Below are 25,637 nucleotides of genomic sequence, written 5' to 3'. Positions count from 1 at the left end.
ATAAGAGTGATAGGGTATAATGAAGAAAAACATCCTTCATATGATATAGAAGTGGGTGGTGATGGGCGATTGAGTACAAACATGTACGGATTAAAAAAGCAAACATTTTATAACCTTATTTGTGTGTTTCAAAGTTATGCGAACATCATTGAAAAAGTGATCTTGTTCGGATCAAGGGCAAGAGGCGATTATAAAGAAACATCAGACATCGACATTGCGATTAAGTTTAGAAGCCATAACGAGCAGCTGTACCGCATTCAAGACGATTTAGCAGAAGCAAATATCATTTATACGGTGGATGCTATTGATTATGAAAAGATCGGCAATGAAAAACTCAAATCGTATATTGATCTCGAAGGAAAGACAATTTTTTTAACAAATGAACGAGGGGAGGCCGTTGTGACGATGAATAAAATCATGGATAAACTATTTGACTTTGAAAAAGCATTAAATAAACTACATCAAAGCATTACGCGTGATGTGGAAAAAGACGACCTAGTTCTTGACGCGACAATTCAACGATTTGAATTTACGTACGAACTAGCATGGAAATGGATGAAAAGTTACTTAGAATATAACGGGAACAACGAAATGACAAGTCCGCGAAAAACGATTAAACAAGCATTTAAAGAAGGACTTATTCAAGATGGAGAAGCATGGATTCAAATGTTAGAAGATCGAAATAGGACATCACATACATACGATGAACAAATAGCGATGGAAATTTATGAACATATTCGCCAGCGATATGTTCATTTATTTGATCAGTTATTAGTAGAGATGAAAAAACGAGTTTCTGAATTAGAATAGTATGTAATTTTCGTCGGATGTATACACGCACTTTAAAACTTTGTATGACACCTTTTTTTCATAGTTATACCGCCTAAATATTTTATAAGATAATGGGTAATGTGGAAAACTCTCTATGAATTTCATCCTGATGCTGCAGGTACAAATGTCAATTATTTATTTCCTTTGTACCCCAATAAGAAAATCGCAGTGAGTAAGTAATTTTATATTAAAAGGGGATAGTATAAGTGAAAAAATTTTTAATAGGAGTTTTGTTGGCGTTTGTCACGTTTGCCCTTTCGCTCTCATTATTTAGCACTTTTTCTTTCTTTATTGCCATTTTTCCAATTGCAGTACTAGCTGTTCCGTTTATATGTGCAGTAACAGAGGCGCTCATTTCTTTTGTCGATGAAAAATGGGGATTTAAATGGGATTGGGCGGTTGTTTTAGGGATCGCAACGATTACGTCGCTTCCTTTTTATTCTTCTTTTGTTTTTACAGCTCCGATTTATATGGGAGCACTGGGATATTATGTAGGGAGAAGACTATGTGCTCGATTACATTAGAGGCAATGTAGGTGTGTTCGGGATTATTTAATCCATTTTTGCAAGTGATGTGATGTTTGATAGAGAGAATGATAAATGAAAGAAGCATATGAATCGAATTTCATAGAGAGGGAAATGCCCTCTCTATGAAAACAACCGATTTCTCATTTTGAAAAGCTCTCGTTCCGTCATCGTTGTTTTATGAACGGTGAAATCAACGTCAAGTTGGAGATTGTTAAGGCGTTCGTTGAATTGTTCGTAGTGGGAATCAACTTTTTCATGCAGTGCGTGGATTTCTTGCTTCATCGCAGTTATTTCACCGTGCATGCGATGGACGCCCATCGTTAAAGCTTCAAGCTTTGCGTCAGTTTCCTCCTGACGATGGAGAAGAGCGTTCATAAGATCGTAAAGCTCTTTTTGTCCATTTTTTAATGCTTGTTGCTCTTCGCGAATGAACTGTTGCTCTTTGCGGAATGCATTCATTTCCTCCCGTAACGAGTTTATTTCTTCGCGGAATGTTTTCTGCTCTTCGCGAATAGCCATTTGTTCTTCGCGGATGGCACGTTGTTCCTCACGAATGACTCGTTGTTCTTCACGAATGGCTCGTTGTTCTTCACGAATGGCTCGTTGTTCTTCACGAATGTCCTGCAACTCTTTTTGGATGTCTGTGACGACGAGTAAAATTTTCTCCAACACTTGTGCACTCATGTTCTCACCTCCTTTTATATACAACCATATTATAACATCATTCGACAAAAAGAGGGATAAAAAATCCCTCTATACCTCCACATCAATAAATTGAAACGATGAAACGTCAAATAAGCCTTGGTCGGTTAATTTGAGTTCTGGAATGACCGGCAAAGCTAAAAAGGCGAGTGTAATAAATGGGTTAAAGTCGGTTGCTGCCCCAATCGCTGTTAAGGCGTTGTGAATTGTTCGTAACCGTTCTAATACCTGCTCGTAACTTTTTGCTGTCATCAACCCACCGATTTCAAGTGGCAAGTGTGCCAACACGCGTCCGTTTTCGACAACAGCAAGTCCACCGTTTATATTTCTTATATGTTCAATCGTAACGATGATATCGTCATCGTTCGTTCCGGTCGCGATGATGTTATGCGAGTCGTGGGCAATCGATGAGGCAATCGCTCCTTTTTTCAATTGAAAGCCGTTGACGATGCCAACGCCGACGCCGAGACCGCGATGACGCTCGACGACAACGAGCTTTAGTAAATCGTGTTCAGTTGATGGTTGAAAAACCCCATTTGCAACAGGTACTTCTGTAACGAGCCGTTTTGTATGCAGATGGTTTGGGATAATTCGGATGACATTTGCTTGATTTCCGCGTGTAAACGGAATTTGCACATCTTCTTTCGTTACCTTTTTAGCGTGAACCGATTGTGTAATCGTTTGATCGATTGAAGTTGCTTTCGTTACGGAAAAGGTAACTCGTCCGTTTTCCGCAACGAGTACCCCTTTTTTATAGACGTGCGTAATCGAAAACGACTGCAAATCTTCCACAAGCAAAAAGTCGGCATCGTATCCAGGGGCGATCGCGCCTTTCGTATATAGGCGATAACATTCTGCGGCGTTTAATGTCGCCATTTGAATGGCTGTTATCGGCTCCATACCAGCTTGAATCGCTAGGCGAATATGATGATCGATGCTCCCTTCAGTGACAAGTTCGTCAATATGTTTATCGTCTGTACAAAATAAAAAGCGGCGCGCGTTATACGTATTGACTGCTGGAAGTAGTTTGTGCAAATCTTTTGCGACGGATCCTTCCCGAATTAAAACGTACATGCCACGTCGCACGCGAGCGAGCGCTTCGTCTACTGTGACACACTCGTGATCGGTATGAACATTGGCGCTTCGGTACACGTTAACGGCTGTTTCATCAAGACCAGCTAAATGGCCATCGATCAGTTTATTTGCTTCCATCGCAGCGGTCAGTTTAGCGAGCATATGTTGTTTTCCTTGCAAAAGCGACGGATAGTCCATCACTTCCGCAAGCCCAAGTACGCGCGGATGGGAAAAAAACGGTGCTAACTGTTCGGCATGAAGCGTCGCACCAGCGTGTTCAAAATCGGTTGCGGGTACGCACGACGGTAGCATTACATATACATCAAGTGGAATGTCGTTCGAATCGTTTAGCATAAATTCAATGCCTTTTGTTCCCGCGACGTTCGCAATTTCGTGTGGATCGGTAATGACGGTTGTGACGCCGTGTGGAACGACGACGCGAGCAAATTCGCTCGGTGTAACCATTGATGATTCAATGTGGACGTGTCCGTCAATTAGCCCAGGGCAAACGTATTTCCCTTTGGCGTCAATGACGGTGTGCCCATCATATGTACCGATACCGACAATTTTCCCATCGGCAATCGCCATATCCGCTTGCACGATTTCGTGTGTAAAGACGTTGATAATTTTTCCGTTTTTGACGACAGCATCGGCGAATTGTTTTTTTGAAGCTACAGCAAGTTGTTTCATTGATGTTCCTCCTCTCCAACTCGATACGAGGAGCAATCCCCGTAGTCAAACGATTTACGGTCGTTTGGTAGAAACTTTCGGACCATATTTCCGAAATTATACGAGTTGTTTTTTTTTGAAAATTTTTTTCATTCTACACTGACACTTTTTTTTTCGTCAATGAGAGATTTTTTACGTGAGCAAAATGAATGGCAAATGTTGCTTCACTGCGCGAAAGTTTGGTATCATCATAGTATTGTGAAAGGTCGATAATATCGGAGGTGAAACATATGTCACGAATTTCAATCGAGCAAGTCAAGCATGTGGCGCATTTAGCACGTTTAGCAATTACAGAAGAAGAAGCAGCGATGTTTGCGAAGCAATTAGATGCGATTATTACGTTTGCGGAGCAGTTAAACGAGCTAGATACAGAAAACGTTCCGCCAACGTCGCACGTGTTAAATATGAAAAATGTGATGCGTGAAGATGTACCGACGGCTGGACTTCCGCTAGAAGACGTATTGAAAAATGCACCAGACCATCAAGACGGCCAATTCCGTGTGCCAGCCATTTTAGAGTAAGGAGGGAAGAGTATGTCATTGTTCGATTATCGTGTATCTGAATTGCACAGTTTATTACATAAAAAAGAAATTTCCGTTTCGGATTTAGTAGATGAATCGTTTAAACGTATTCATGAAGTAGACGAAAAAGTACAAGCGTTTTTAACGTTAAACGAAGAGCAAGCTCGCACGAAAGCAAAAGAGTTAGATGAGAAACTTGCAACAGAAAAGGAATTCGGTTTACTTTTCGGGATGCCAATCGGCATTAAAGATAATATTGTGACAAAAGGACTTCGCACAACGTGTGCCAGCAAAATTTTATACAACTTCGATCCGATTTATGATGCAACAGTCGTTGAGCGTTTACATCAAGCTGATGCAGTAACGATCGGTAAATTAAATATGGACGAGTTTGCGATGGGATCGTCAACAGAAAACTCTGGGTTTCAACTTACGCGCAATCCATGGGATTTAGAACGTGTACCGGGTGGCTCAAGCGGGGGGTCAGCTGCAGCGGTAGCGGCAGGAGAAGTGCCATTTGCGCTCGGATCAGATACAGGTGGTTCGATTCGTCAACCAGCCGCGTTTTGTGGCGTCGTCGGTTTAAAGCCAACATATGGTCGCGTATCGCGCTATGGACTTGTCGCGTTTGCGTCCTCGCTTGACCAAATTGGCCCAATTACGCGCAACGTGGAAGATAACGCGTATTTACTACAAGTCATTTCTGGTGTAGACCCGATGGACTCTACTTCTGCCAATGTCGATGTACCTGACTACGTTTCTGCCTTAACAGGGGACATCCAAGGGTTAAAAATTGCCGTTCCGAAAGAATATTTAGGCGAAGGGGTATCAGAAGAAGTGCGCCAGTCGGTGCTCGATGCCCTAAAAGTATTAGAAGGCTTAGGTGCGACGTGGGAAGAAGTATCGCTTCCTCATTCGAAATACGCGCTTGCGACGTACTATTTGTTAGCGTCTTCTGAAGCATCGGCAAATCTCGCGCGCTTTGACGGTGTTCGTTACGGCTATCGGACAGACAATGCGAAAAACTTAATCGAAATGTACAAGCAAACGCGCAGTGAAGGGTTCGGCAACGAAGTGAAACGCCGCATTATGCTCGGAACGTTCGCGTTAAGCTCCGGCTATTATGATGCATATTACAAAAAAGCTCAAAAAGTGCGGACGCTCATTAAACAAGACTTTGAAAATGTCTTTGAAAAATATGACGTCATTATCGGGCCGACAACACCAACGCCAGCGTTTAAAATTGGCGAAAAAACGAGCGACCCGTTAACGATGTACGCAAACGATATTTTAACGATTCCAGTCAATCTTGCCGGCGTTCCAGGCATTTCGATTCCGTGCGGATTTGTCAACGGCTTGCCAGTCGGTCTGCAAATTATCGGCAAACATTTTGATGAAAGCACGATTTATCGTGTGGCACATGCGTTCGAACAAGCAACAGATTATCATAAACAAAAACCAACGTTGTAAGGGGGGAAATAGTGATGAATTTTGAAATTGTCATCGGACTTGAAGTGCACGTTGAGCTGAAAACGAAATCGAAAATTTTCTCAAGCAGCCCAAACGCATTCGGAGCGCCCCCAAACACGCAAACGAGCGTCATTGACTTAGGGTATCCAGGCGTTCTTCCGGTGTTAAACAAACAAGCGGTCGAATATGCAATGAAAGCAGCAATGGCATTAAACTGCGAAATCGCGACAGAAACGAAATTTGATCGGAAAAACTACTTTTATCCGGACAACCCGAAAGCGTATCAAATTTCACAATACGACCAACCGATTGGGCAAAACGGCTGGATCGAAATTGAAGTGAACGGCAAAAAGAAAAAAATCGGCATTACGCGCATTCATTTAGAAGAAGATGCAGGGAAACTAACACACACAGGGGACGGTTATTCGTTAGTTGACTTTAACCGCCAAGGCACACCGCTTATTGAAATCGTATCGGAACCGGACATTCGCTCGCCAGAGGAAGCGTATGCGTATTTAGAAAAATTAAAGTCAATTATTCAATATACAGGCGTATCCGATTGTAAAATGGAAGAAGGTTCGCTTCGTTGTGACGCGAACATTTCCCTTCGTCCAATCGGCTCAGACAAGTTTGGCACAAAAACGGAATTGAAAAACTTGAACTCGTTTAACTTCGTTCGCCAAGGATTGGAGTACGAAGCGAAGCGCCAAGAGAAAATTTTGTTGTCTGGCGGCGTCATCCAACAAGAAACGCGCCGTTTCGATGAAGCGACGAAAACAACGATTTTAATGCGCACGAAAGAAGGTTCAGAAGACTATCGCTACTTCCCAGAACCAGATTTAGTCATGCTTTATATTGACGATGAATGGAAAGAACGCGTGCGTGCGTCGATTCCAGAGCTTCCTGACGCACGGAAAAAACGGTACATTGAGGAACTTGGTTTGCCAGAGTACGATGCGAAAGTATTAACGTTGACAAAAGAAATGGCAGACTTTTTCGAAGCAACGGTTGCGAATGGAGCGGATCCGAAGCTTGCATCGAACTGGCTGATGGTTGAAGTATCTGCATATTTAAACGCAGAACAAAAAGAATTGCATGACATTGCTTTAACGCCAGAAAGCTTAGCAAGCATGATTAAACTCATTCAAAACGGCACGATTTCGTCAAAAATTGCGAAGAAAATCTTTAAAGAACTTGTGGAAAAAGGTGGCGATCCAGAGCAAATCGTCAAACAACAAGGTCTTGTGCAAATTTCTGACGAAGCAACGCTACGCAAAATCGTATTGGAAGTGCTCGATGCGAATCCACAATCGATTGAAGACTTTAAAAACGGAAAAGACCGTGCAATTGGCTTCTTAGTCGGTCAAATTATGAAAGCAACAAAAGGACAAGCAAACCCACCGCTTGTGAATAAGCTATTGCTTGAAGAGATAAATAAACGATAATGAAAAAGCGGCATTGCCATCGGACAATGCCGCTTTTCTTACAGATGAACAAGCTTTTGCAAGGTGCTTTCTACTTTAAATACACGATTGTTTAATACTTGGATGCTCGATTCGTGGTCGGTGAGGGCAGGGAGTACTTTCTCTTCTAGTATGTTGGTTAAGCGGGTGATGTTTCCTTGCATGTTGTGGACATCGAGTGCGAGTGCATCGTATTTTGCGGCGAGCACCTCTTGACCGTGACGAATCGCTTCACAAATCGCTTTCGTTTCGAGTGTTCGTTCGTCAAGTAGCTGTACTTTCTCGTCTAGCGCTTGAACTTTTTCGTCTAGCGCTTGAACTTTTTCGTCTAGTACTTGAACTTGTTCGCGTAAGGAAGATACTTCTTTTTCAATGGATTCCACCTTTTTCTCCACTGCTTCCACTCGTTTTTCTAGCGATTCGACTTTTTCTCGTGTTGCTTTTACTTCGTGAAGAATTTCGTAAAGCAACTGTTCCACCATGTCATTCACCTCCTTTTCGTTTCCATTTTACACGAATCGACAACGGATGACTAGCGAACAGTTTCATTTTTTAGACAAGCTGCTTATAGATGATCACATTTTCCAAACGATGTTTTAGTAGAGAACGGCTCGCGAATCGATTACAATGATAGTAGATGAATGGAAGAAGGGGAGCAAAAGATGGATACGTCATGGCTAAAGCCGATTACAGAGGCGAAATATTTAGTAGTGGACAACGCGTATCGATACCGCGCGATTTTGCGCTATTTTTATACACAGCACGAGCGAATGCGGCAATATTTGTTTCCGGAAGAAGTATACGCTTTTTTAAAACAGTTCGATGAATTTCAAACGTATACAGAAGAAGAGATGCAACAAGATTTGGAACAGCTCGTCAAATGGAAAAACTTAATCGCGCGGCAAGAAACGGGCCATATTCGGACGATTGAGGAATTTAAAAAGAAACGGTTTCGCTATCAATGCAGCCCATATACAGTCGAAATCGAACGAATGATTCGTACCCTTGAGCAACTAGGGGAAACTTTTGGCGGTTCGCTCGAGAAAACGCGGTTTGACCGCCTGTATGCCTCGCTTGTCCGGATGGAATCGATTATTGACAATGGATTCGGGGAAAAACGAGAAGAAATGAATCAAGTGTGGGAAGAAACGTTCGATTATTTTAAAAAAATCATCCAAAATTCTGCCGATTACATCGCTTATTTGAACGGAGAAAACATGGAAGAACGGATGATGTCTGATTCGTTTCTTGCGTATAAAGAACAGTTTACCGCCTATTTGCGTGATTTTATCGTCGCATTGCAAAAAACATCGATGCAAATTGAAAAGCTGCTCGAAGATTTGCCAGAGGACGGGGTGCGTCGGTTTATTGAGGAAGTAGTTGCTTACCAACTCGCCATTCCCCGTTTTGAAGGCGCCGTTTTTTCACGTGAACAGCTAACGGAAGAGAAGCTAGACACATGGCGCAGTTTAAAAGAATGGTTTTTAGGGAGAAACGGACATGAAAGCGAGCTATCGTTTTTACAAAAGCAAACGAACGAAGCGATTCGACGAATGACGCGCGTCGTCCAGCGGTTAGGAGAGCGCCATCATCATTTTCGCAGCCGAAAGAAAGACTACTTGCATTTAGCCAAATGGTTCTCGTCATTAGAAACGGTAGAAGAAGCGCATAAACTGTCCGCGGTTGTGTTCGGCTGTTTCCATACGAAACACATCGTCGCTGAAAACGATGCGACGGAAAACATGTACCGCGATATTTGGGAGGAACAGCCGACAGAATGGCTCGTCAAACCGCGCGTTCGCCATTACCGGGAAAAGAAAAAGCCAGAAGCAATGATTGATAGGCGAAAAGAAAAAGAGGAAACAATGACCGCCTATTTAGCAGAGAAACAACAAGAAGAAGAAGCGCTCGCACAGCTTATAACCGACGGGAAAATTGTGCTTCAAGAGCTTCCGATTGTTGCTCCACACATTCGTAAAACGTTGCTCGGCTGGATTGCGAAAGCGATGGGGCGAGAAGACAGGATTGTCCAAACGGAAAACGGGTGGAAAGTGAAAGTGGTCCAACGTGAAGGAACGATTACACTGGAAGCAGAAGATGGCATGTTAATGATGCCGAATTACGAAATCCATTTGCTAGATTAGGAGAAGAGAAAGAATGGAAAAAGAGTTTGATGAGAAAGCGAAAGAAGCGTTAACGGCATTGTTTGAACATTTTTGGATTGTTCGGGAAAAAGAGCCGGAGCTTTTTCAAAAAATACGCGAACGCGAAAAAGTATTAAAGCGGTATGTGCAAGAGAAATTTGGCTATCGGTTAATTATTCACCGCTACTTTGCTAAGCTCGAAAAGATACCAGCGGAGCCAGAAGCATGGATGGGCATTGAGTCGTTTCAAGAACCGCTCGATTACGCATTGTTTTGTTGCTTATTAGCATATTTAGAAGGAAAAGCGGTCGAAGAAAAATTTTTATTGTCTGACGTATGCGAAGAAATAAAAGCGATGTACCCAGGCGAAACAGCGCTTGATTGGACGAACTATCAACATCGGCGCGCCCTTATTCGCGTGTTGAAAACAGCCGAGCAAATCGGAATTGTACATCACGTCGACGGAGAACTCGAGGCGTTTGCCAATCAAGAAGACGAAGAAGCATTATATGAAGTCCCTGTATTGTCTCGCTATTTTATGCGGTCATATCCGAAAGATTTTATTCAATATGAAACGATCGAGCAACTGTTAGAAGAAGAATGGAAAGCAGCGCCCGACGACTACCGCCGCCACTTTATTTATCGGCAGCTCTTTTTATCGCCTGTCGTGTATCGTCGGCAAAAAGACGACCCAAACTTTTATTATTTGCGCAACTTCCGCCATCGGTTGCGTGACGACATCGAAGCGCATACCGATTTTCGCTATGAGCTATATAAAAACGCAGCGTTGCTGACGATTTCAGAACGGCAACATGTGTATACATTGTTTCCTAACCAAAAAGGAATATCGGATATCATTCTTCACTTTGCCGCCGTTGTGCGCGCTCACTTGGACAACTATCCGCCAGATGAATACGGGCAAATTCGTGTCACGATGCCGGAGTTTCATCAGTTGCTGAACCGGTGTATGGAGCAATACGGCGAAGGCTGGAGCAAAACGTATCGAGAAATGACATTGGCACAACTTTCATCTGAACTGCTCTCTGCTTTAAAAGAATGGAAAATGGCGGAGCATGAACAGGAAACGGGCATGGTGACTCTTTATCCGCTACTTGGACGGCTTGTCGGTCGATATCCGGACGATTTTCTAATGAAAGGAAGAGACGATGATGACGAATAAATGGGTGCTTCATCGCGCAGGATTGATTAATTTTTGGTATTACGATGAGCAATATTTTGAGTTTGCCGACGGTAAGTTGTTGCTTCGCGGAACGAACGGTTCTGGGAAGTCAGTGACGATGCAAAGCTTGCTTCCTGTCTTATTGGACGGGAAAAAAACGCCAGATCGGCTGGATCCGTTCGGTTCTCGGGCACGGAGAATGGAAGATTACTTGCTTGGTGAAAAAGAAATTGTCGATCGCGATGAGCGGACAGGCTATTTGTTTTTAGAATATAAACGAAAGCAGACGGAGCAATATGTGACAACGGGAATCGGATTGCGGGCAAAGCGGCAAAAAAACATGGATTTTTGGGGGTTCGTCATTTTTGATAACCGCCGCATCGGCCGTGATGTATTTTTATATAAAACGGAAAAATCAGCGAACGGAACGGAAAAAATCCCGCTCACGAAACGCGAGTTAGCCAATTTGCTTGGCAACGGTGGAACGGTCGTGGATTCCCAAAAAGAATATATGGAACTCGTCAATAAGCACGTCTTCCGTTTTGAATCAATGGAGGCGTTTCAAGAGTTAATTGAGCTATTGATTCAATTACGTAGCCCGAAGCTATCAAAAGATTTTAAGCCGACCGTCATTTATGAAATTTTAGAAAGCTCGCTTCCGGCGTTGACGGACGACGAATTGCGCCATTTATCGGAAACGATTGAAAATATGGATCAAACAAAGCAACAACTAGAGCAGCTCGAGCGGGATGAGCAGTCGTTAAAGCGGCTTTGTGGGCAATATCGGGCGTATAACGAGTATATGATAGCGGAAAAAGCGAGCGAATGGCTAAAGGCAGAAAAACAGATGAAGCGTCTAGCCGAAGAAGGGAAGCAATGGCTTACGGAAGAAGCAGAAACAGAAGCGCACCTTGTGGATTTAAGCGAATACATTCAGACGCTTGCAAACGAGCAGGACGTATTGCATCAACGGGAATTAGAACTCGCAAGCCACGAAGTGTTCCAAGCGGCGCAACAATATGAACGCATCCAACGAGAAATCCAAAACGTGAAAGAAAAGCAACAAAAGCTATTGCGACAAATCGATGAAAAAGAACAAATCGAACGCCGCTACAAACGCCAGCTTGAAGAAACGAATGATAAGCTGTACGAAACAGAAAAACAACTCGATGGGCAGCTAGAAGATTTGCGCCACGATGCGCTAGAAAGCTCCTTTTCTGCCCACGACCTCAATGAAGCGGATTTTTCCCGCCACCGCCAAACGCCATTTGATTTTACTGTATGGAAGCGTGAGGGGCAGGGATATGTTGAGAAGCTAGAACAAATTCTCACCCTTTGGCGCCGCCATGATGAGATAAAGGCGCGCTATGAAGAGACGAGTAAAGAAGTAGGCGACCTGCAGCGGGAAGTCGACGAATTGCGCCACGAAGAAGCGAAATGGCTCGAGCTGTTAGAAAACGAAAAATCGCGGTTCCAACAAGAAGTATTTCGCTGGCTCGAGCAATGCCAAGACGTTTCCGTGCAAGAAACATCTGTCCAACTATTTTTGCAGCGCCTTCATGAACTATACGAAACGTATCATATCGACGAGATGAAGCAGCCGTTTACGGAAGCGTATTACGAAGCGCTCAATCGAAAAAACGAAGAAAAAATGGCGCAAAAACATGCGTGCACGTTACTAGAAGAGAAGATTGCCGCAAAAGAAGCGGAATGGAACCAATGGAAAATGCAAAAAGACCCAGAACTAGCGCGCGATGAACAAACGTTGGCAGCGCGGGCGGAGTTAGACAAAAAAGGCGTTGCTTTTGTCCCATTTTATGCAGGGGTGGAATTTCAAGACCATGTGCCAGAACCGCTTCGGGAGCGGATCGAATCGGCGCTGTACCACGCAGGGCTGCTTGATGCGTTAATTACAGAAACCGATGTTGAAGTAAGTTGTGACCGTGTACTTTTCCCACGTCCTGTCGAAATGGCGCATACGTTGGCAGACTACTTACAACCGGACGTAGATGAAGCGTGTCAGGTGTCGAAAACGCGCATCGAAGAAGTGCTCCAAAGCATTGTGCTTTCTGACAGAGAAATGGATGGAGCGTTTGTGCTCAATGAAGCAGGACATTATACGCTCGGATTAGTCAAAGGGCATGCACCGATGCGAGAAAAAGCGCTATTTATTGGCCGAACAGCCCGCAAACGTTGGCGGTTAGAAAAAATCGCCGCACTTGAAGCGGAGCTAGCTGAACTTCGTGCCCATCTTTACGAACAAACCGAAATGTTCCGCCAGCTGGACGAGGCGATTGAGCAAATGAAAAATTGGTTTCGCTCCTTTCCAACCGATCGTGACATGCGCGCAGCCTTTGAAGAGCGAGAAAAAACGAAACGCACGATGTTTAGTAAACAACAAGAATGGGAAAAGAAAAACGAAAAACTAGCACAGCTTGCCCGCAATTGGCAACAACTCAAACAAACGCTCCGTGAACAAACGGAAGGGCTCGATATAGAATTTTCCAAAGATGGCTATGAACAGTCGCTTCTTTTGATGAAATCGTATATGCGGCGTTTGCATGAACTTCAATTGACCCACCAATCATTTGTTCATTTATTTGAGATGATCGAGCGTCTCACCGAGCAAGTGGGAACATTGCAACAAGAAATCGATGACATCAAGGGTGAACGAAATGTACTAGCAAACGAACAGCAAAAACTTGATTTGAAGCGGCAAGAAATCGAGCGAACGATGCAGCTGATGGGGGCGGAAGAAGTGCAAGCAGAAATTCAGCGCGTCCGCGCCCGATTGGCGTTTTTGCAGAAGGAAATGCCAGCGAAAACAAATGAGCGTATCGCACTAGAGCATCAGCTCAAAGCTATCCGTGAGAAACGCGAACAGCTAGAAGGGAAAGAAGCATTCGCTAAACGATTGGCAGGGGCGTGGAGGCGGTCGTTTGAGCGAGAGGTCGCCCTCGAACTTGTTGAACTTCACGCACAAGATGCGGTTGAACAAGCAAAAGAAGCGATTGAGCGATATGGAGCACAGCTTAAGGAAACGCGAACGTCGCTTGTGAACCGGTTAAATAGCGTCTTTTTCCAAGAGTCAGCGAATTTGACGGAATACCGGCTTAGCCAAGAGCCAGTTGTCGTAGAGGAAGCGAGTCCATTTGCGGAGATCGAGCTAGACGAAGAAATGGAATTAAAGGTCGCTGGGTGGAGAGAAAAGCAAGACCGAATCGTCCTTTTGCTTGATTATAAAGGGCAGCGCGTATCGCCGTTTTACGTATGGAACGAAATCGAGCATGATATTTTCTTGCAGCGTGAATACATGAAAGAACAAGACCGTGAATTGTACGAAGAAATTATTTTAAAAACGATTGGGCGGATTTTGCGCAGCCGCATCCAACGAGCGGAGCGTTGGGTAAAAGATATGAATGACTTAATGCAGCAGCTCGATACGTCTTCCGGTCTTGTGTTGTTTATTCAATGGAAGCCGCGCACTGCGGAAACGGAAGAAGAGATGGATACGAAAGAGCTTGTCGAGTTGTTGCGGATGAATTCAAGGTTATTAAAAGAGGAAGATTTGCAGCGGGTGACGAAACATTTCCGCTCGAAAATTAACCGTGCACGTGAACTGCTAGAAGAGCGCGGCCAAGGCAATACGCTCCACCAAATTATTAAAGAAGTGTTGGACTATCGGAAATGGTTTTCGTTCACTCTTTATTACCAAAAGACGAACGAGCCAAAGCGGGAGTTGACGAACCAACGTTTCTATCAATTTAGCGGCGGGGAAAAAGCGATGGCGATGTATATTCCGCTCTTTGCCGCAACGTATTCGCGTTATCAAGAAGCGGCAGAAGATGCACCGTACATTATTTCACTCGATGAAGCGTTCGCAGGGGTAGATGAAAATAACATTCGCAATATGTTCGGGCTTGTCGAACAGCTTGGATTTAACTATGTGATGAACTCGCAAGCGCTCTGGGGCGACTATGACACCGTCCCATCATTATCGATTTGCGAACTCGTTCGTCCGAAAAACGCGTCGTTCGTGACCGTCATTCGCTATTATTGGAACGGAAAAGTAAAGCAGCTTGTCACTGAAGCAAGAAAGGGTGAGCTCATTGAACCGATTAGATGAAGCGGTGCAATTTTTTCGCGGTGAACGTTCGTTTCACCGCCTTTTTTGCGAGATGAAAAAGAAATACGAATCGCTTGGCCGCATTGGCGGCACGATTTCCGTTGCATCTTTTTCAATGGAAGAAAAAGATGCGATTGCGTCTTTTTTTGGCAAAGAAATGAGCCGTGTATCGCTTGCAGCATTTGAACAACAGCTTGCCAATACAAAGTTTGCCGGTATTTCTCTTGTGGAACTACTGTCAAGCTATTTTGGCGAGCCGCTCGTAACAAAAAAAGAGCAACAACAACAAGCAGAGCAAGAAAAAGAAGCATATTTTACGCGGTTGATACATACGTATCGACCACAGCGCGATTGGCTGATGGAGATGGCGAACCAACGAGTGGTGCAACTAGCCTATCAACAAAATCCTCAAGCGCTAGAAGCAGCCATTTCCGCCGTTTGCCGCGCGCTTGAACAGCTTCCATCCACGTATGTCCGTCTTCCTATGTTTGCACAAAAAGTGGCGAACGACCCGCATGCATTTGATTTGCATACGCTTGCAGGGAAGCTACTGCTTTCGGCGCTGCAATTTTATGCGGACACCAAATACGACTTGTCGTCGGTCGAAGACGTGAACGAATTATTGCAGTCGTATCGGTTATTGCGGGAAGATGTGCTGAACTTTGTCACGTGCGCTGGCGTGATGGCAGAAAAGGAGGGTCGCCATCCTGTGTTCGCTGCTGCATGCGAAACGAATACGGCGCTAAATGTGCCGCTTCGGGAAGTGATGCCGTTGACACGAGCGTATCCGTCCATTGGCAACATTGTCTTTATCGTTGAAAATGCCGGCGTGTTTTCGACGTTATTAGATACGAACGTACCACTCATTAGCACCAACGGCCAGCTCAACTTAGCAACGATATGGCTGCTTGATTTGCTTGTCAAAGAAGGGGTCGCTCTGTATTATTCGGGCGATTTTGACCCAGAAGGATTAAAAATGGCGCAGCGCCTTGTCGAGCGGTACGGTTCCTCTGTTCGGCTTTGGCATTACGATCGATTGGATTATTTGGCGACAAAACCGACCGTTCCGCTACCAGATGAGCGGTTAGCGAAATTGCAATCGGTGACGCTTCATGACTTGCAGCCAGTAAAACAAGAAATGTTGCGGCGGAAAAAAGCAGGATACCAAGAGGCGCTTGTGGAAGCGTTGAGGAAGGAGATAAAGAGAAATGTTGATTTTGTTTGAATTGTTGATTTTATTTGTTTTTCGGTAGTAAAATAATTTTAACAGGAGGTGTGAAAAGTGACACGTGCCATCGACCGAGAGCAAGAATATATGTGGGATAGTGTGTACATTCTTTCGCAAATTCATAGCGAAAAGGCGAAAGCTGTATTTAAAGCAGCAATTGAAAAATCTTTTTGGCAACTAGGGCTTACACTCCCTGTTTTTTCAACGATTCGATTCTCATTGCCAAATGAAGAGCACCTTTCTCGGCTTCGGGACATCGAAAAGAAAATGCGAGAGGCTTATACAACGAAAGAACAGGAGAAGGCGTATGAATATTTAGTGGATTATATTGAACAGCTGTCCGAAATAGCGGAAGGGGATTCGCTGACTGTTCGCAAAAAATTGCTTGTTTCCCTGTTAAATGAAAGTGCTAAGAACAATAAATGCTCAATGAAAAACTGCCAGCTACCAACCTCTATCGCTTCATTTCCATCTAGACAAACTAACGTCGCTTATTACACGACGACTGAAGTAGCGAAAAAGCTCGGGTTAAGTGACCAAACGATTCGGCGAATGTGTGAAACTGGAAAATTCCCGGGGGCATATAAAACAGATGGAGGTCATTGGAGAATTCCACAAGACATTTTTGTTACAACGCCAGAACAAGATGACCGTGCAGAGCAAATCCTACACCAAATCGATAGAAAGAACCAAGAGGCAGGGGATGTAGATGAATTTAATCTATGATTCCCTGCGTCCCCCTAAAGTATTGATCGATACGACCGTTTTATGCGGTGCGTTGCGAGTCGATGGAATCAACCGAAAGATTGTTAAAGCGGCTCGTTTCCCACACTTCTTTCAGCCAGTCATATCACGTGTTTGTTTATTTGAGTTTGTTAGAAATGCTTTCCAAGGAATTGGAAAAGGAGATAAGATGGTTATATACACTCTGCAAGAAATCGAAGCATTTTTAAACGAATTTTTATGTCCAATCTTTCGGTACTATACAAACCTTCCTGTCAATAGCCTAGTTGGTCGGTATAGTGTTGAAACAATCATGCGAGAGAATCGTCCGATTGGAGAAGTATTGGTCGAGTTAAGCGGATGTGATCACGAAACTGCTAAGCAGATTATTACTTCGCAAGAAATGTCTGAGCCACTTTATCGTTTTGATCAAGAAGACTTTCATGTTTGGATAACAGCTATTCAAGAGGAATGTGATTACATACTTACGACAAATTATCGGCGATTTCCAGCCCAGATTGGATCGATTAAGCGCATTCATCCGAGGGAGTTTTATAGGTATTTATCTGATATGGAATATGTATTTAAAGAGAGGGAAAGTAATGAATGAGATTGTGCAAAAACAGAAGCGGTATTTTCGCACAGGGGCGACGCTTTCGTTGTCTTTTCGGCTTGCGCAGCTTGCGCGTTTGAAAGAAACGATTCAAGCACATGAACAAACGATTATCGATACATTGGCGAAAGAGCTGCATAAATCCCCGTTTGAAGCGTATACGACGGAAATTGGCATCGTTTATGAAGAGATTCGGTTTGTAATGAAACGTCTAAGCGATTGGATGAAGCCGCAACGTGTACCGACGCCATTGACACACTTTGGTTCAAAAAGTTACATATATCCAGATCCATACGGTGTCAGTTTAATTATTGCGCCATGGAATTATCCATTTCAGCTCGCGATCAGTCCGTTAATCGGAGCGATCGCCGCAGGAAATTGTGCGATTGTCAAGCCATCTGAATATACACCAGAGACGTCGTCTTTGCTGAAAACGATTGTTTCTGAGGCGTTTTCAGAGGAATATGTTGCTGTGGTAGAGGGAGGTGTAGACGTTAGTCAAAAACTACTTCACTTGCCTTTTGATCATATTTTTTTCACGGGAAGTGTGCCGGTAGGGAAAATGGTGATGGCTGCTGCTGCAAAACATTTGACGCCTGTCACATTAGAACTTGGTGGGAAAAGTCCAGCGATCGTCGATGCTTCTGCCCATCTCGACTTAGCTGCCAAGCGGATCGTATGGGGGAAGTTTTTAAATGCTGGGCAAACGTGCATTGCGCCTGATTATGTGCTCGTGCATGCGTCTGTTAAATCGTTGCTTATTGAGCGAATGAAGCGGTATATTGAGCAATTGTACAGTGATAAAAATACGTACAGTCGTATAGTGACGGTGCGGCATACAGAACGGCTCGTTCGCTTCTTAGCAAACGGTACAGTTGTACACGGTGGAGCATACGACATTGAGCAACGTTGGATTGAACCGACATTGCTTGATGATATAACATGGGATGATGACGTGATGCAAGAAGAAATTTTCGGCCCTATCTTGCCCATTCTCACGTTTGAGACGATTGATGAAGCCATTCAAATGATTAACGACTATGAAAAGCCGCTTGCGCTTTATTTGTTTACCGAAGATCGCGACGTACAACAACAAATATTACAGCAAGTTCATTTCGGTGGTGGATGTATAAACGATACGGTTATGCATGTTGCCAATCCTCATTTACCGTTTGGTGGTGTTGGACAAAGTGGCATCGGTGCATATCACGGAAAAGCAAGCTTTGATGCGTTCACTCACTACAAAAGCGTGTTAAAACAAACAACGAAATTCGATATCCCGTTGCGCTATCCAAACTTTCCAAATGCGCTCAAGTGGGTACGGAAGTTGTTGAAATAGAGCGATTTTATTTTTGAACAAATTTCGAAAAAATTTTAACGAAAATGTGACAAGTTTTCGAGTGAAAAACCTATTTCTTTTTTTATTTCCATGTATTATATAAAAGATAACGCTTTTCTCGCTCATTTTTTGAGATTGAGAAAAGTGTTTTTCTTTTTGTCAATCCATTTGCTGCTTATTTTTCCTCGATGCATTTTCTTCCTTCCTTTTTTCGTCACAATTATTTTTACAATACATGTTAAAATCATTTCAATAGTGTTAATACTACAAAGCTAATTAAATTCGTTCGTTTTGTATTTGTTTCTTTGTTCAATGAATCACAATTTTGTTGAGGTGAAGACAGATGAAGCGTTTGTTTGCCTTAGTTATAGCGGGATTGCTTCCGCTTCTTGGTGGCTGTGAGATGGTTGTGTTTCAGCCGCAAGGACCAGCTGCACGAAGCATTACAGAACTAATTAACTGGTCGATTTGGTGGATGCTTCTCGTTGTTGTCGTTGTATTTGCATTGTTTGCTTACATCGTATGGAAATATCGTGATCGCCCTGAACGGCAAGGGGAGGAGCCACCTGAAGAGCACGGAAGTACAGTGCTTGAAATTGTATGGACGGTTATTCCGATTTTGATCGTCATTGCGCTAACGATTCCGACAGTGAGAACGTTATATGATTTAGAAAAACCGCCGAAAGGGTACGAAAACGAAAAACCGCTCGTCATTCATGTGACGTCGGCAGACTGGAAATGGATTTTCAGCTATCCTGAACAAAATATTGAAACGGTAAACTACGTCAATATCCCAGCCAATCGCCTTGTGTTATTTAAAATGACTTCTGCGTCCACGATGCAGTCGTTTTGGGTACCGGCGCTAGCTGGACAAAAATATACGATGAACAAAATGGAGACGGAATTGTACGTCGTTGCAGATCGTCCGGGTTCGTATGAAGGGCGGAATACAAACTTTAACGGACGCGGGTATGCGCATATGCAGTTTGAAGTGTTAGCGCAAACGCCAAAAGAGTTTGAAAAATGGGTGCAAGAAGTGAAACAAACGGCACCGAAATTAACAAAAGAAAAATATGAACAATTGTTGTTGCCGACACATTTAGGACGATTGACGTTTGTCGATACGCATTTACAATGGGTAAACCATGCTGATCCGCACTCGAAAACGTACACAAATCCAGAATTATATCGCGGACATGGATATCAAGGGAAAATTTTTATTCGTGAAGATAACTATAAAAACTCATCAACTTGTAACGATGAGGAACAAAAAGCTTTAGAGAGTGATAGCGGAGGTGAACATCATGGGCATTAAGTGGAATGAAATATTTGTTGGAGGAGACCCGCTTCTTGTCGGTTCACAAATTGCGATTGTATTGACTGTCGTTGCGATTGTCGTTGGGTTAACGTACTTTAAAAAATGGGGTTGGTTATGGCGCGAATGGCTTACGACAGTTGACCATAAAAAAATTGGGATTATGTACATTTTATCAGGTGTACTCATGTTTTTCCGAGGTGGAATTGACGGATTGTTAATGAAGGCGCAAACGGCCCGCCCAGAAATGAACTTTTTAGATGCGCAACATTACAATGAAATTTTTACAACACATGGCGTCATTATGATTTTGTTTATGGCGATGCCGTTTTTGATCGGTTTAATGAACGTCGTCGTTCCTTTACAAATTGGGGCGCGCGATGTGGCGTTTCCGCAGTTGAACGCACTTAGCTTTTGGCTATTTTTTAGCGGGGCGATGTTATTTAACATTTCGTTCGTTGTCGGTGGTTCGCCGGATGCAGGATGGACGTCGTATTTCCCGCTTGCTGGAAAAGAGTTTAGTCCAGGAATTGGAAATAACTACTATGCCATTGCGCTGCAAATTGCAGGTCTTGGGACGTTAATGACCGGGATTAACTTTATCGTTACGATTTTAAAAATGCGTGCACCAGGCATGACGTTGATGAAAATGCCTATGTTTACATGGACGACGTTGATTACGTCAATCATTATCGTGGCGGCGTTTCCGATTTTTACAGTTGCTTTGGCGTTAATGACGTTTGACCGTTTGTACGGAACGCATTTCTTTACGCTTTCTTCAGGCGGAAGCGATATGCTTTGGGCAAACTTGTTCTGGCTTTGGGGCCACCCAGAAGTGTATATCGTTATTTTGCCGGCGTTCGGTATTTTCTCAGAAGTGATTGCGACGTTTTCACGAAAAACGTTGTTTGGATACACATCGATGGTCGTTTCGATCGTTGGTATTGCGTTTTTAAGTATGATCGTATGGGTGCACCATTTTTACACGATGGATGCAGGTCCTGCGGTAAACTCGTTTTTCTCGATTACAACGATGCTTATCGCTGTTCCGACAGGGGTGAAAATTTTTAACTGGCTGTTTACGATGCGAAAAGGACGCATTCAATTTACAACTGCCATGTTATGGGCGCTCGCTTTCGTGCCAAACTTCGTCATCGGCGGAGTGACAGGGGTTATGTTAGCGATGGCGGCTGCGGACTATCAATATCACAATACGCTATTTTTAGTCGCGCACTTCCATTACGTATTAATTCCAGGCGTTGTGTTTGCGGTGTTTGCAGGATTGTATTATTGGTGGCCAAAAATGTTCGGTTTTATGTTAAACGAAAAGCTTGGCAAATATCACTTCTGGTTGTTCGTGATCGGATTTAACGTCACGTTTATGCCGATGTTTTTCCTTGGCTTAAAAGGGGCTGTTCGTCGCGCGTATACGTATTCAGCAGAATCAGGATTTGCGCCGCTGTTTCTCGTATCTGCGATCGGTTCCATTATTTTAGCGATCGGCTTTGCGGTATTTTGTTATAACATTTATTGGAGCTTCCGTTATGCGAAGCGCAATGTTTCCCACGATCCATGGGATGCGCGCACGCTTGAATGGATGACTGCATCGCCAGTGCAATTTTATAACTTTGCGGTCGTTCCAGAAGTGAAGCAATTAGATGCGTTTTGGCATATGAAAAAACGTGGTGAAACGCTGACGTTGAAAGAAAGCGACATCAAAAAAATTCATATGCCGAGCAACTCCGGTTTGCCGTTTTATATGGCGGTCGTGTTTGGGATTACAGGTTTCTTCCTCGTCTTTGAAGCGCACATCGCAGCAGCTGTTGCGGCGATTGGGATTGTCATCGGGCTTGTCATTCGTTCGTTTGATTACAATGATGGCTATTATGTCAGCGTCGATGAGATTAAACGAACAGAACGTACGTGGAGAAACGTAGAAGGGGGGACGGAAAATCATGTCGGCTAACGTCAATCATTCGCTTCCACTCGAATATCAAACGGAACAAAACCGATTAAATATTTTAGGTTTTTGGATTTTTCTCGGGGCAGAAATTGTGCTATTTGCGACGTTGTTTGCCGTCTACGGTGTATTAGGTCACCGCTATGCCGGTGGCCCAACACCAAGCGACATTTTTAAGCTGAACGATGTGCTTATTGAAACGTTGTTGCTGTTGACGAGTAGCTTCACGTGTGGGTTAGCTGTCTTTTTCATGCGACAACGCGATATGAAAAAACTGCTCATTTGGTTTATTATCACCCTTTTATTAGGGGCAGGCTTTTTATTCATGGAAATTCGCGAATTTATTCATTATGTGCATGAAGGAGCGACGATGCAGACGAGCGCGTTTTTATCGAGCTTTTTCGTGCTGCTTGGCACGCACGGAGCCCACGTGACGTTCGGAATCATTTGGGCGATTATGCTCATTATACAACTCCTTCAACGCGGGTTGACGCCAATGACTGCAAGAAAAATGTTTATCATTAGTTTATATTGGCATTTCCTTGATGTCGTTTGGATTTTCATCTTTACGTTCGTTTATTTAAAAGGGATGGTGGGGTAAATGGAACATAAAAGCAAATATCCCGTTAGCCACGTTGTTGGGTTTTTCTTTTCGCTTATTTTAACGTTTGTCGCGGTGTTCGTCGCATTGAAAATGAACGTATCATATACGATCGTCATGTGGATCATCGGTTCACTCGCGGTCATTCAAGCGGGACTTCAACTATTTATGTTTATGCACGTCACAGAAGGAGAAGACGGAAAAACGAACGTTATTAATATGGCATATGCGGTGTTCGTTGCGATCGTCATTGTCGCAGGATCGATTTGGGTGTTAACATCTGGACATGCGGCGCATTAAAACAAACCCCCTCGCTTAGCTTTTGCGAGGGGTTGCTTTTATTTTTGTAATTAGCGTTTGAATCCAAAGTGGGAAACGAACAGTAAAGCTGATCATTAAAACGATAAGAACAAGAATGGCCGCAGACTTTTCAGCAATTTCTTTTGCATCTGGTACGAGCGCTTCTGATTGAACATACCATAAGTGGACAGGAAGTGTACCGCCTTGTGATAACAAGTTGAAATCCCACATAAATCCTGATGTCGATGTTCCGCCTGCCAAAATAATGATGGCTGATTCACCGAAGGCGCGACACGCAACGAGGCTAATTCCAGTTAAAATACCATTTAATGCAGCCGGGAGTACAACTTTTAATATCGTCTGTGATTTTGTCGCTCCCAGCGCGAGAGATGCTTCACGAATGTCTTGTGGCACTGCTTGAATCGCTTCTTCTGTGACGCGAGCTAGCACAGGTAAGTTTAGCAACGCGAGTGTAATGGCAGCTCCAATGATCGTTAAGCCGATGCCGACATATTCAACAAACAATACGTAACCAAACAAACCGAAAACGATAGAAGGAACGGATGCTAAGCTTTCGACAGATGTGCGCACAAACTCCGTAAATCGGTTGTTCGGTGCGTATTCTGCAAGAAAAATGCCAGCTCCAATGCCAATTGGCAACGACAAAATGAGAGATAAAATGAGAACGTAAAAGGAGTTGAATAAAAATGGTCCGATCCCACCGCCAGCTTCTAATTCATCAGGTAATTTTACGAGAAAATCGAGCGATAGTTTCGGCAAACCTTTTCCTAAAATGTTATACAATAATCCGATGATGAGTAGAAATGTCGTGACTGTAATAATAGTAACAAAAATATGAAACAGACGGTTTGTATAAATCGCACTGGCGATTGTTTTCCGATGATTATGAAACAACGAATCTTTCATGGATTACTCTCCCTTTGGACGAAGTTGGCGAATAATAATAATTAGTACGAGAGAAATGAATAAAAGTAAAAATGCCATCATGTATAGTGCATAGTTCCATGTCGAGTCAAATTGAACGTTTGTAATTTGCATAACAATGTTGCTCGTTAACACCGATGTTGGTGTAAGCAAGTCCCAACCGAACTGTGCAGTATTCCCGATAACCATAACAACAGCCATCGTTTCACCGATTGCACGTGTCATGCCTAAAATAATAGCTGTTAAAATACCTGGTCGGGCAGCTGGAAGAACGATGCGTGTAATGACTTGAAGCTTCGTGCTCCCAAGCGCGTAGCCCGCCTCGCGCAAATGTTGCGGTACCGCACAAATGGCATCATCACTAATGCGAGTGACAGTCGGTAAAACCATCATCGTTAATACGAGAGCAGCAGCGAGAAAGCCATCACCAACGAGCGTGCCTGTCGTTTCACGAATGAATGGAATTAAAATCGTTAACCCTAAAAATCCGTACACAATGGAAGGAATGCCGACTAGTAAGTCTAGCATCGGGCGCATGATGTTTTTTAACCAGGTTGGTGCAATCTCAGCGATGAAAATGGCGATTGCTAGGGCAATAGGTGTACATATTATTAACGTTAAAAAAGTTAAGTACAACGTGCCGAGAATAAATACAGCTGCTCCGTATTTTTCTTCAAAAGGCTCCCACGTAGCTGAAAAAAAGAATTCTTTCCATGATACATCTTTAAACACGAGAAACCCTGTTTGGCTAATAAAAATGACGATCGAAAAGAGGGCGACGCCTAAAGAAAGTGCACTTGCTAAACAAGCGTAACGAAAGGCGTTATTTTTCATATACTTTGTGCGCCATTGTTTTGTTTTCGTTTGTTCATGTTGGATGCGAACATGTTCGGCAGGTAACGCCATGTTGTTTCCTCCTCGTTTATCATATAAAAGACAGCCCCCTCATGAAGGAGGCTGTAAGTCATTTATTTCTTTTTCATTGCTGTAATTGGGATAAACTTTAATTTTTTCAGCGAACCTTCTTGGAACTTTTTGCTTTGAACAAAGTCGATGAATGCTTTATTTGCTCCTGTTGCAGGACCTTTTGTTAACAAATAGCCGTAACCCCAAACAGGATATTTCCCGTTAATGACGTTTTGTACTGTTGGCTCGACACCGTTATATGCTACTGCTTTAATATCGCCTTTAATGTATGCAAGGTCTGTGTAACCAATTGCGTTTGGCGTTGTACGAACAGCTTCAATCATATTTCCGTTTGAAAGAACTTCTTTATAATTTTCACCTTGTGTCATAAAAGGAGCTCCCTTAAGGGCGCCAAGTTGGTAGTTTACGCGCGTTCCTGACCCGTGCACGCGGTTGATAACGATAATTGGTTCATCTTTTCCGCCGACTTCTTTCCAGTTTTTAATCTTTCCAGCGAAAATGTCTTGCAATTGTTTTGTAGTTAAGTTTTTGACAGGATTGTCTTTATGGACGATTGTTGCAAACGGAATGATTGCAATTGGGTACGCGTTTAAACCTTTAAATGCATTAAACCCAGGTACAGGTTTTGTTGCATCCCAGTCACAAGCTCCGATCGTTGCTGACCCTTTTGAAACAGATTGAGGTCCGACGATAGATGCTGTCCCAGATACGGAAACTGCTACTTTCGGATTTGCTTTTTTAAATTCTTTCGCTGCTTGTTGTGTTAACGGGAGTAATGCTGACGAACCGGCGATAACGATTTTACCTTTTTGTTGAGCTGCTTCTGTTTTTTCTGTCACAGCAAGAGAAGAACCGAATAACAAACTAGTAGACAATGCGACAAGAGAGAACTTTTTAATAAATGATTTTAAATTCATCA

General features: G+C 43.4%; 22 protein-coding genes and 1 riboswitch. Of the genes, 16 read left to right on the top strand and 6 right to left on the bottom strand.

Features of this window, described 5'->3' with window-relative positions; translation table 11 throughout:
* Nucleotides 1-81 precede the first annotated feature (81 nt).
* Together ES017_RS11520 and ES017_RS11515 are read left to right on the top strand one after the other, a co-directional pair.
* Complete coding sequence (locus ES017_RS11520; RefSeq protein WP_171335093.1) at nucleotides 82-810, top strand: HI0074 family nucleotidyltransferase substrate-binding subunit; 729 nt, start codon at nucleotides 82-84, stop codon at nucleotides 808-810.
* A gap of 227 nt (nucleotides 811-1,037) precedes the next feature.
* Complete coding sequence (locus ES017_RS11515; RefSeq protein WP_171335084.1) at nucleotides 1,038-1,355, top strand: hypothetical protein; 318 nt, start codon at nucleotides 1,038-1,040, stop codon at nucleotides 1,353-1,355.
* Nucleotides 1,356-1,478: 123 nt separating this feature from the next.
* Here ES017_RS11515 and ES017_RS11510 read toward each other — a convergent pair whose 3' ends face one another.
* Both ES017_RS11510 and ade read right to left on the bottom strand, forming a co-directional pair.
* Nucleotides 1,479-2,042: a hypothetical protein gene (locus tag ES017_RS11510; protein WP_171335083.1), complete on the bottom strand. Its 564-nt coding sequence runs from the start codon at nucleotides 2,040-2,042 to the stop codon at nucleotides 1,479-1,481.
* 69 nt (nucleotides 2,043-2,111) lie between these two features.
* A complete protein-coding gene (gene ade, locus ES017_RS11505; protein ID WP_042535604.1) occupies nucleotides 2,112-3,824 on the bottom strand; it encodes an adenine deaminase in 1,713 nt (570 codons plus the stop codon).
* 22 nt (nucleotides 3,825-3,846) lie between these two features.
* Nucleotides 3,847-3,948, bottom strand: a riboswitch (purine riboswitch).
* 145 nt (nucleotides 3,949-4,093) lie between these two features.
* Between ade and gatC the strand changes: the two genes are divergently transcribed.
* From gatC to gatB, 3 genes are read left to right on the top strand one after another with little or no spacing between them, the layout of a single operon-like run.
* A complete protein-coding gene (gatC, locus tag ES017_RS11500; RefSeq protein WP_009360719.1) occupies nucleotides 4,094-4,384 on the top strand; it encodes an Asp-tRNA(Asn)/Glu-tRNA(Gln) amidotransferase subunit GatC in 291 nt (96 codons plus the stop codon).
* 12 nt (nucleotides 4,385-4,396) lie between these two features.
* A complete protein-coding gene (gene gatA, locus ES017_RS11495; protein ID WP_075039529.1) occupies nucleotides 4,397-5,854 on the top strand; it encodes an Asp-tRNA(Asn)/Glu-tRNA(Gln) amidotransferase subunit GatA in 1,458 nt (485 codons plus the stop codon).
* A 14-nt stretch (nucleotides 5,855-5,868) separates the two neighbouring features.
* Nucleotides 5,869-7,299, top strand: coding sequence for an Asp-tRNA(Asn)/Glu-tRNA(Gln) amidotransferase subunit GatB (gene gatB, locus ES017_RS11490; protein WP_042535609.1), 1,431 nt, complete (start codon nucleotides 5,869-5,871; stop codon nucleotides 7,297-7,299).
* Nucleotides 7,300-7,337: 38 nt separating this feature from the next.
* Here the strand turns inward: gatB and ES017_RS11485 are convergent, their stop codons facing one another.
* Nucleotides 7,338-7,799, bottom strand: a complete 462-nt coding sequence (locus tag ES017_RS11485) for a hypothetical protein (protein ID WP_075039530.1) — start codon at nucleotides 7,797-7,799, stop codon at nucleotides 7,338-7,340.
* Nucleotides 7,800-7,979: 180 nt separating this feature from the next.
* Between ES017_RS11485 and ES017_RS11480 the strand changes: the two genes are divergently transcribed.
* From ES017_RS11480 to qoxD, 11 genes are all read left to right on the top strand, one after another.
* Complete coding sequence (locus tag ES017_RS11480; RefSeq protein ID WP_042535613.1) at nucleotides 7,980-9,461, top strand: TIGR02677 family protein; 1,482 nt, start codon at nucleotides 7,980-7,982, stop codon at nucleotides 9,459-9,461.
* A 13-nt stretch (nucleotides 9,462-9,474) separates the two neighbouring features.
* Nucleotides 9,475-10,641 (top strand): TIGR02678 family protein, encoded by a 1,167-nt coding sequence (locus tag ES017_RS11475; RefSeq protein ID WP_075039531.1) that lies wholly within the window; start codon nucleotides 9,475-9,477, stop codon nucleotides 10,639-10,641.
* A complete protein-coding gene (locus ES017_RS11470) occupies nucleotides 10,631-14,767 on the top strand; it encodes a TIGR02680 family protein (RefSeq protein WP_075039532.1) in 4,137 nt (1,378 codons plus the stop codon). Before ES017_RS11475 ends, ES017_RS11470 begins: the two co-directional genes overlap by 11 nt.
* Nucleotides 14,751-15,992 carry a TIGR02679 family protein gene (locus tag ES017_RS11465; RefSeq protein ID WP_042535617.1) on the top strand — a complete coding sequence of 414 codons (1,242 nt, stop codon included), beginning with the start codon at nucleotides 14,751-14,753 and terminating at the stop codon, nucleotides 15,990-15,992. The genes ES017_RS11470 and ES017_RS11465 overlap by 17 nt, the downstream gene beginning before the upstream one ends.
* Nucleotides 15,993-16,049: 57 nt before the next feature.
* Complete coding sequence (locus tag ES017_RS11460; RefSeq protein WP_021094552.1) at nucleotides 16,050-16,721, top strand: helix-turn-helix domain-containing protein; 672 nt, start codon at nucleotides 16,050-16,052, stop codon at nucleotides 16,719-16,721.
* Nucleotides 16,705-17,328, top strand: a complete 624-nt coding sequence (locus ES017_RS11455; RefSeq protein WP_042535619.1) for a PIN domain-containing protein — start codon at nucleotides 16,705-16,707, stop codon at nucleotides 17,326-17,328. The genes ES017_RS11460 and ES017_RS11455 overlap by 17 nt, the downstream gene beginning before the upstream one ends.
* Complete coding sequence (locus ES017_RS11450) at nucleotides 17,321-18,670, top strand: aldehyde dehydrogenase (RefSeq protein ID WP_021094554.1); 1,350 nt, start codon at nucleotides 17,321-17,323, stop codon at nucleotides 18,668-18,670. Before ES017_RS11455 ends, ES017_RS11450 begins: the two co-directional genes overlap by 8 nt.
* A 343-nt stretch (nucleotides 18,671-19,013) precedes the next feature.
* Nucleotides 19,014-19,985 carry a cytochrome aa3 quinol oxidase subunit II gene (gene qoxA, locus ES017_RS11445; RefSeq protein ID WP_171335082.1) on the top strand — a complete coding sequence of 324 codons (972 nt, stop codon included), beginning with the start codon at nucleotides 19,014-19,016 and terminating at the stop codon, nucleotides 19,983-19,985.
* Nucleotides 19,975-21,951: a cytochrome aa3 quinol oxidase subunit I gene (gene qoxB, locus ES017_RS11440; RefSeq protein ID WP_021094556.1), complete on the top strand. Its 1,977-nt coding sequence runs from the start codon at nucleotides 19,975-19,977 to the stop codon at nucleotides 21,949-21,951. Before qoxA ends, qoxB begins: the two co-directional genes overlap by 11 nt.
* Complete coding sequence (gene qoxC / locus ES017_RS11435; RefSeq protein WP_021094557.1) at nucleotides 21,941-22,546, top strand: cytochrome aa3 quinol oxidase subunit III; 606 nt, start codon at nucleotides 21,941-21,943, stop codon at nucleotides 22,544-22,546. Before qoxB ends, qoxC begins: the two co-directional genes overlap by 11 nt.
* Nucleotides 22,547-22,846, top strand: coding sequence for a cytochrome aa3 quinol oxidase subunit IV (gene qoxD / locus ES017_RS11430; RefSeq protein WP_021094558.1), 300 nt, complete (start codon nucleotides 22,547-22,549; stop codon nucleotides 22,844-22,846).
* Nucleotides 22,847-22,861: 15 nt separating this feature from the next.
* Here qoxD and pstA read toward each other — a convergent pair whose 3' ends face one another.
* The 3 genes from pstA to ES017_RS11415 all read right to left on the bottom strand — a co-directional run bounded on the left by pstA (nucleotide 22,862) and on the right by ES017_RS11415 (nucleotide 25,635).
* The gene (gene pstA, locus ES017_RS11425) at nucleotides 22,862-23,773 is read right to left on the bottom strand and encodes a phosphate ABC transporter permease PstA (protein WP_021094559.1); all 912 of its coding nucleotides are present in this window, start codon (nucleotides 23,771-23,773) and stop codon (nucleotides 22,862-22,864) included.
* Between the two features lie 3 nt (nucleotides 23,774-23,776).
* Nucleotides 23,777-24,697, bottom strand: a complete 921-nt coding sequence (gene pstC, locus ES017_RS11420; RefSeq protein ID WP_021094560.1) for a phosphate ABC transporter permease subunit PstC — start codon at nucleotides 24,695-24,697, stop codon at nucleotides 23,777-23,779.
* 62 nt (nucleotides 24,698-24,759) lie between these two features.
* Nucleotides 24,760-25,635, bottom strand: a complete 876-nt coding sequence (locus ES017_RS11415; RefSeq protein ID WP_021094561.1) for a phosphate ABC transporter substrate-binding protein — start codon at nucleotides 25,633-25,635, stop codon at nucleotides 24,760-24,762.
* Between the last annotated feature and the right edge of the window lie 2 nt (nucleotides 25,636-25,637).

This window comes from Anoxybacillus sp. EFIL (assembly GCF_013096955.1).
GTDB lineage: Bacteria > Bacillota > Bacilli > Bacillales > Anoxybacillaceae > Anoxybacillus > Anoxybacillus ayderensis.
This window is presented reverse-complemented; position numbering and strand designations above follow the sequence as displayed.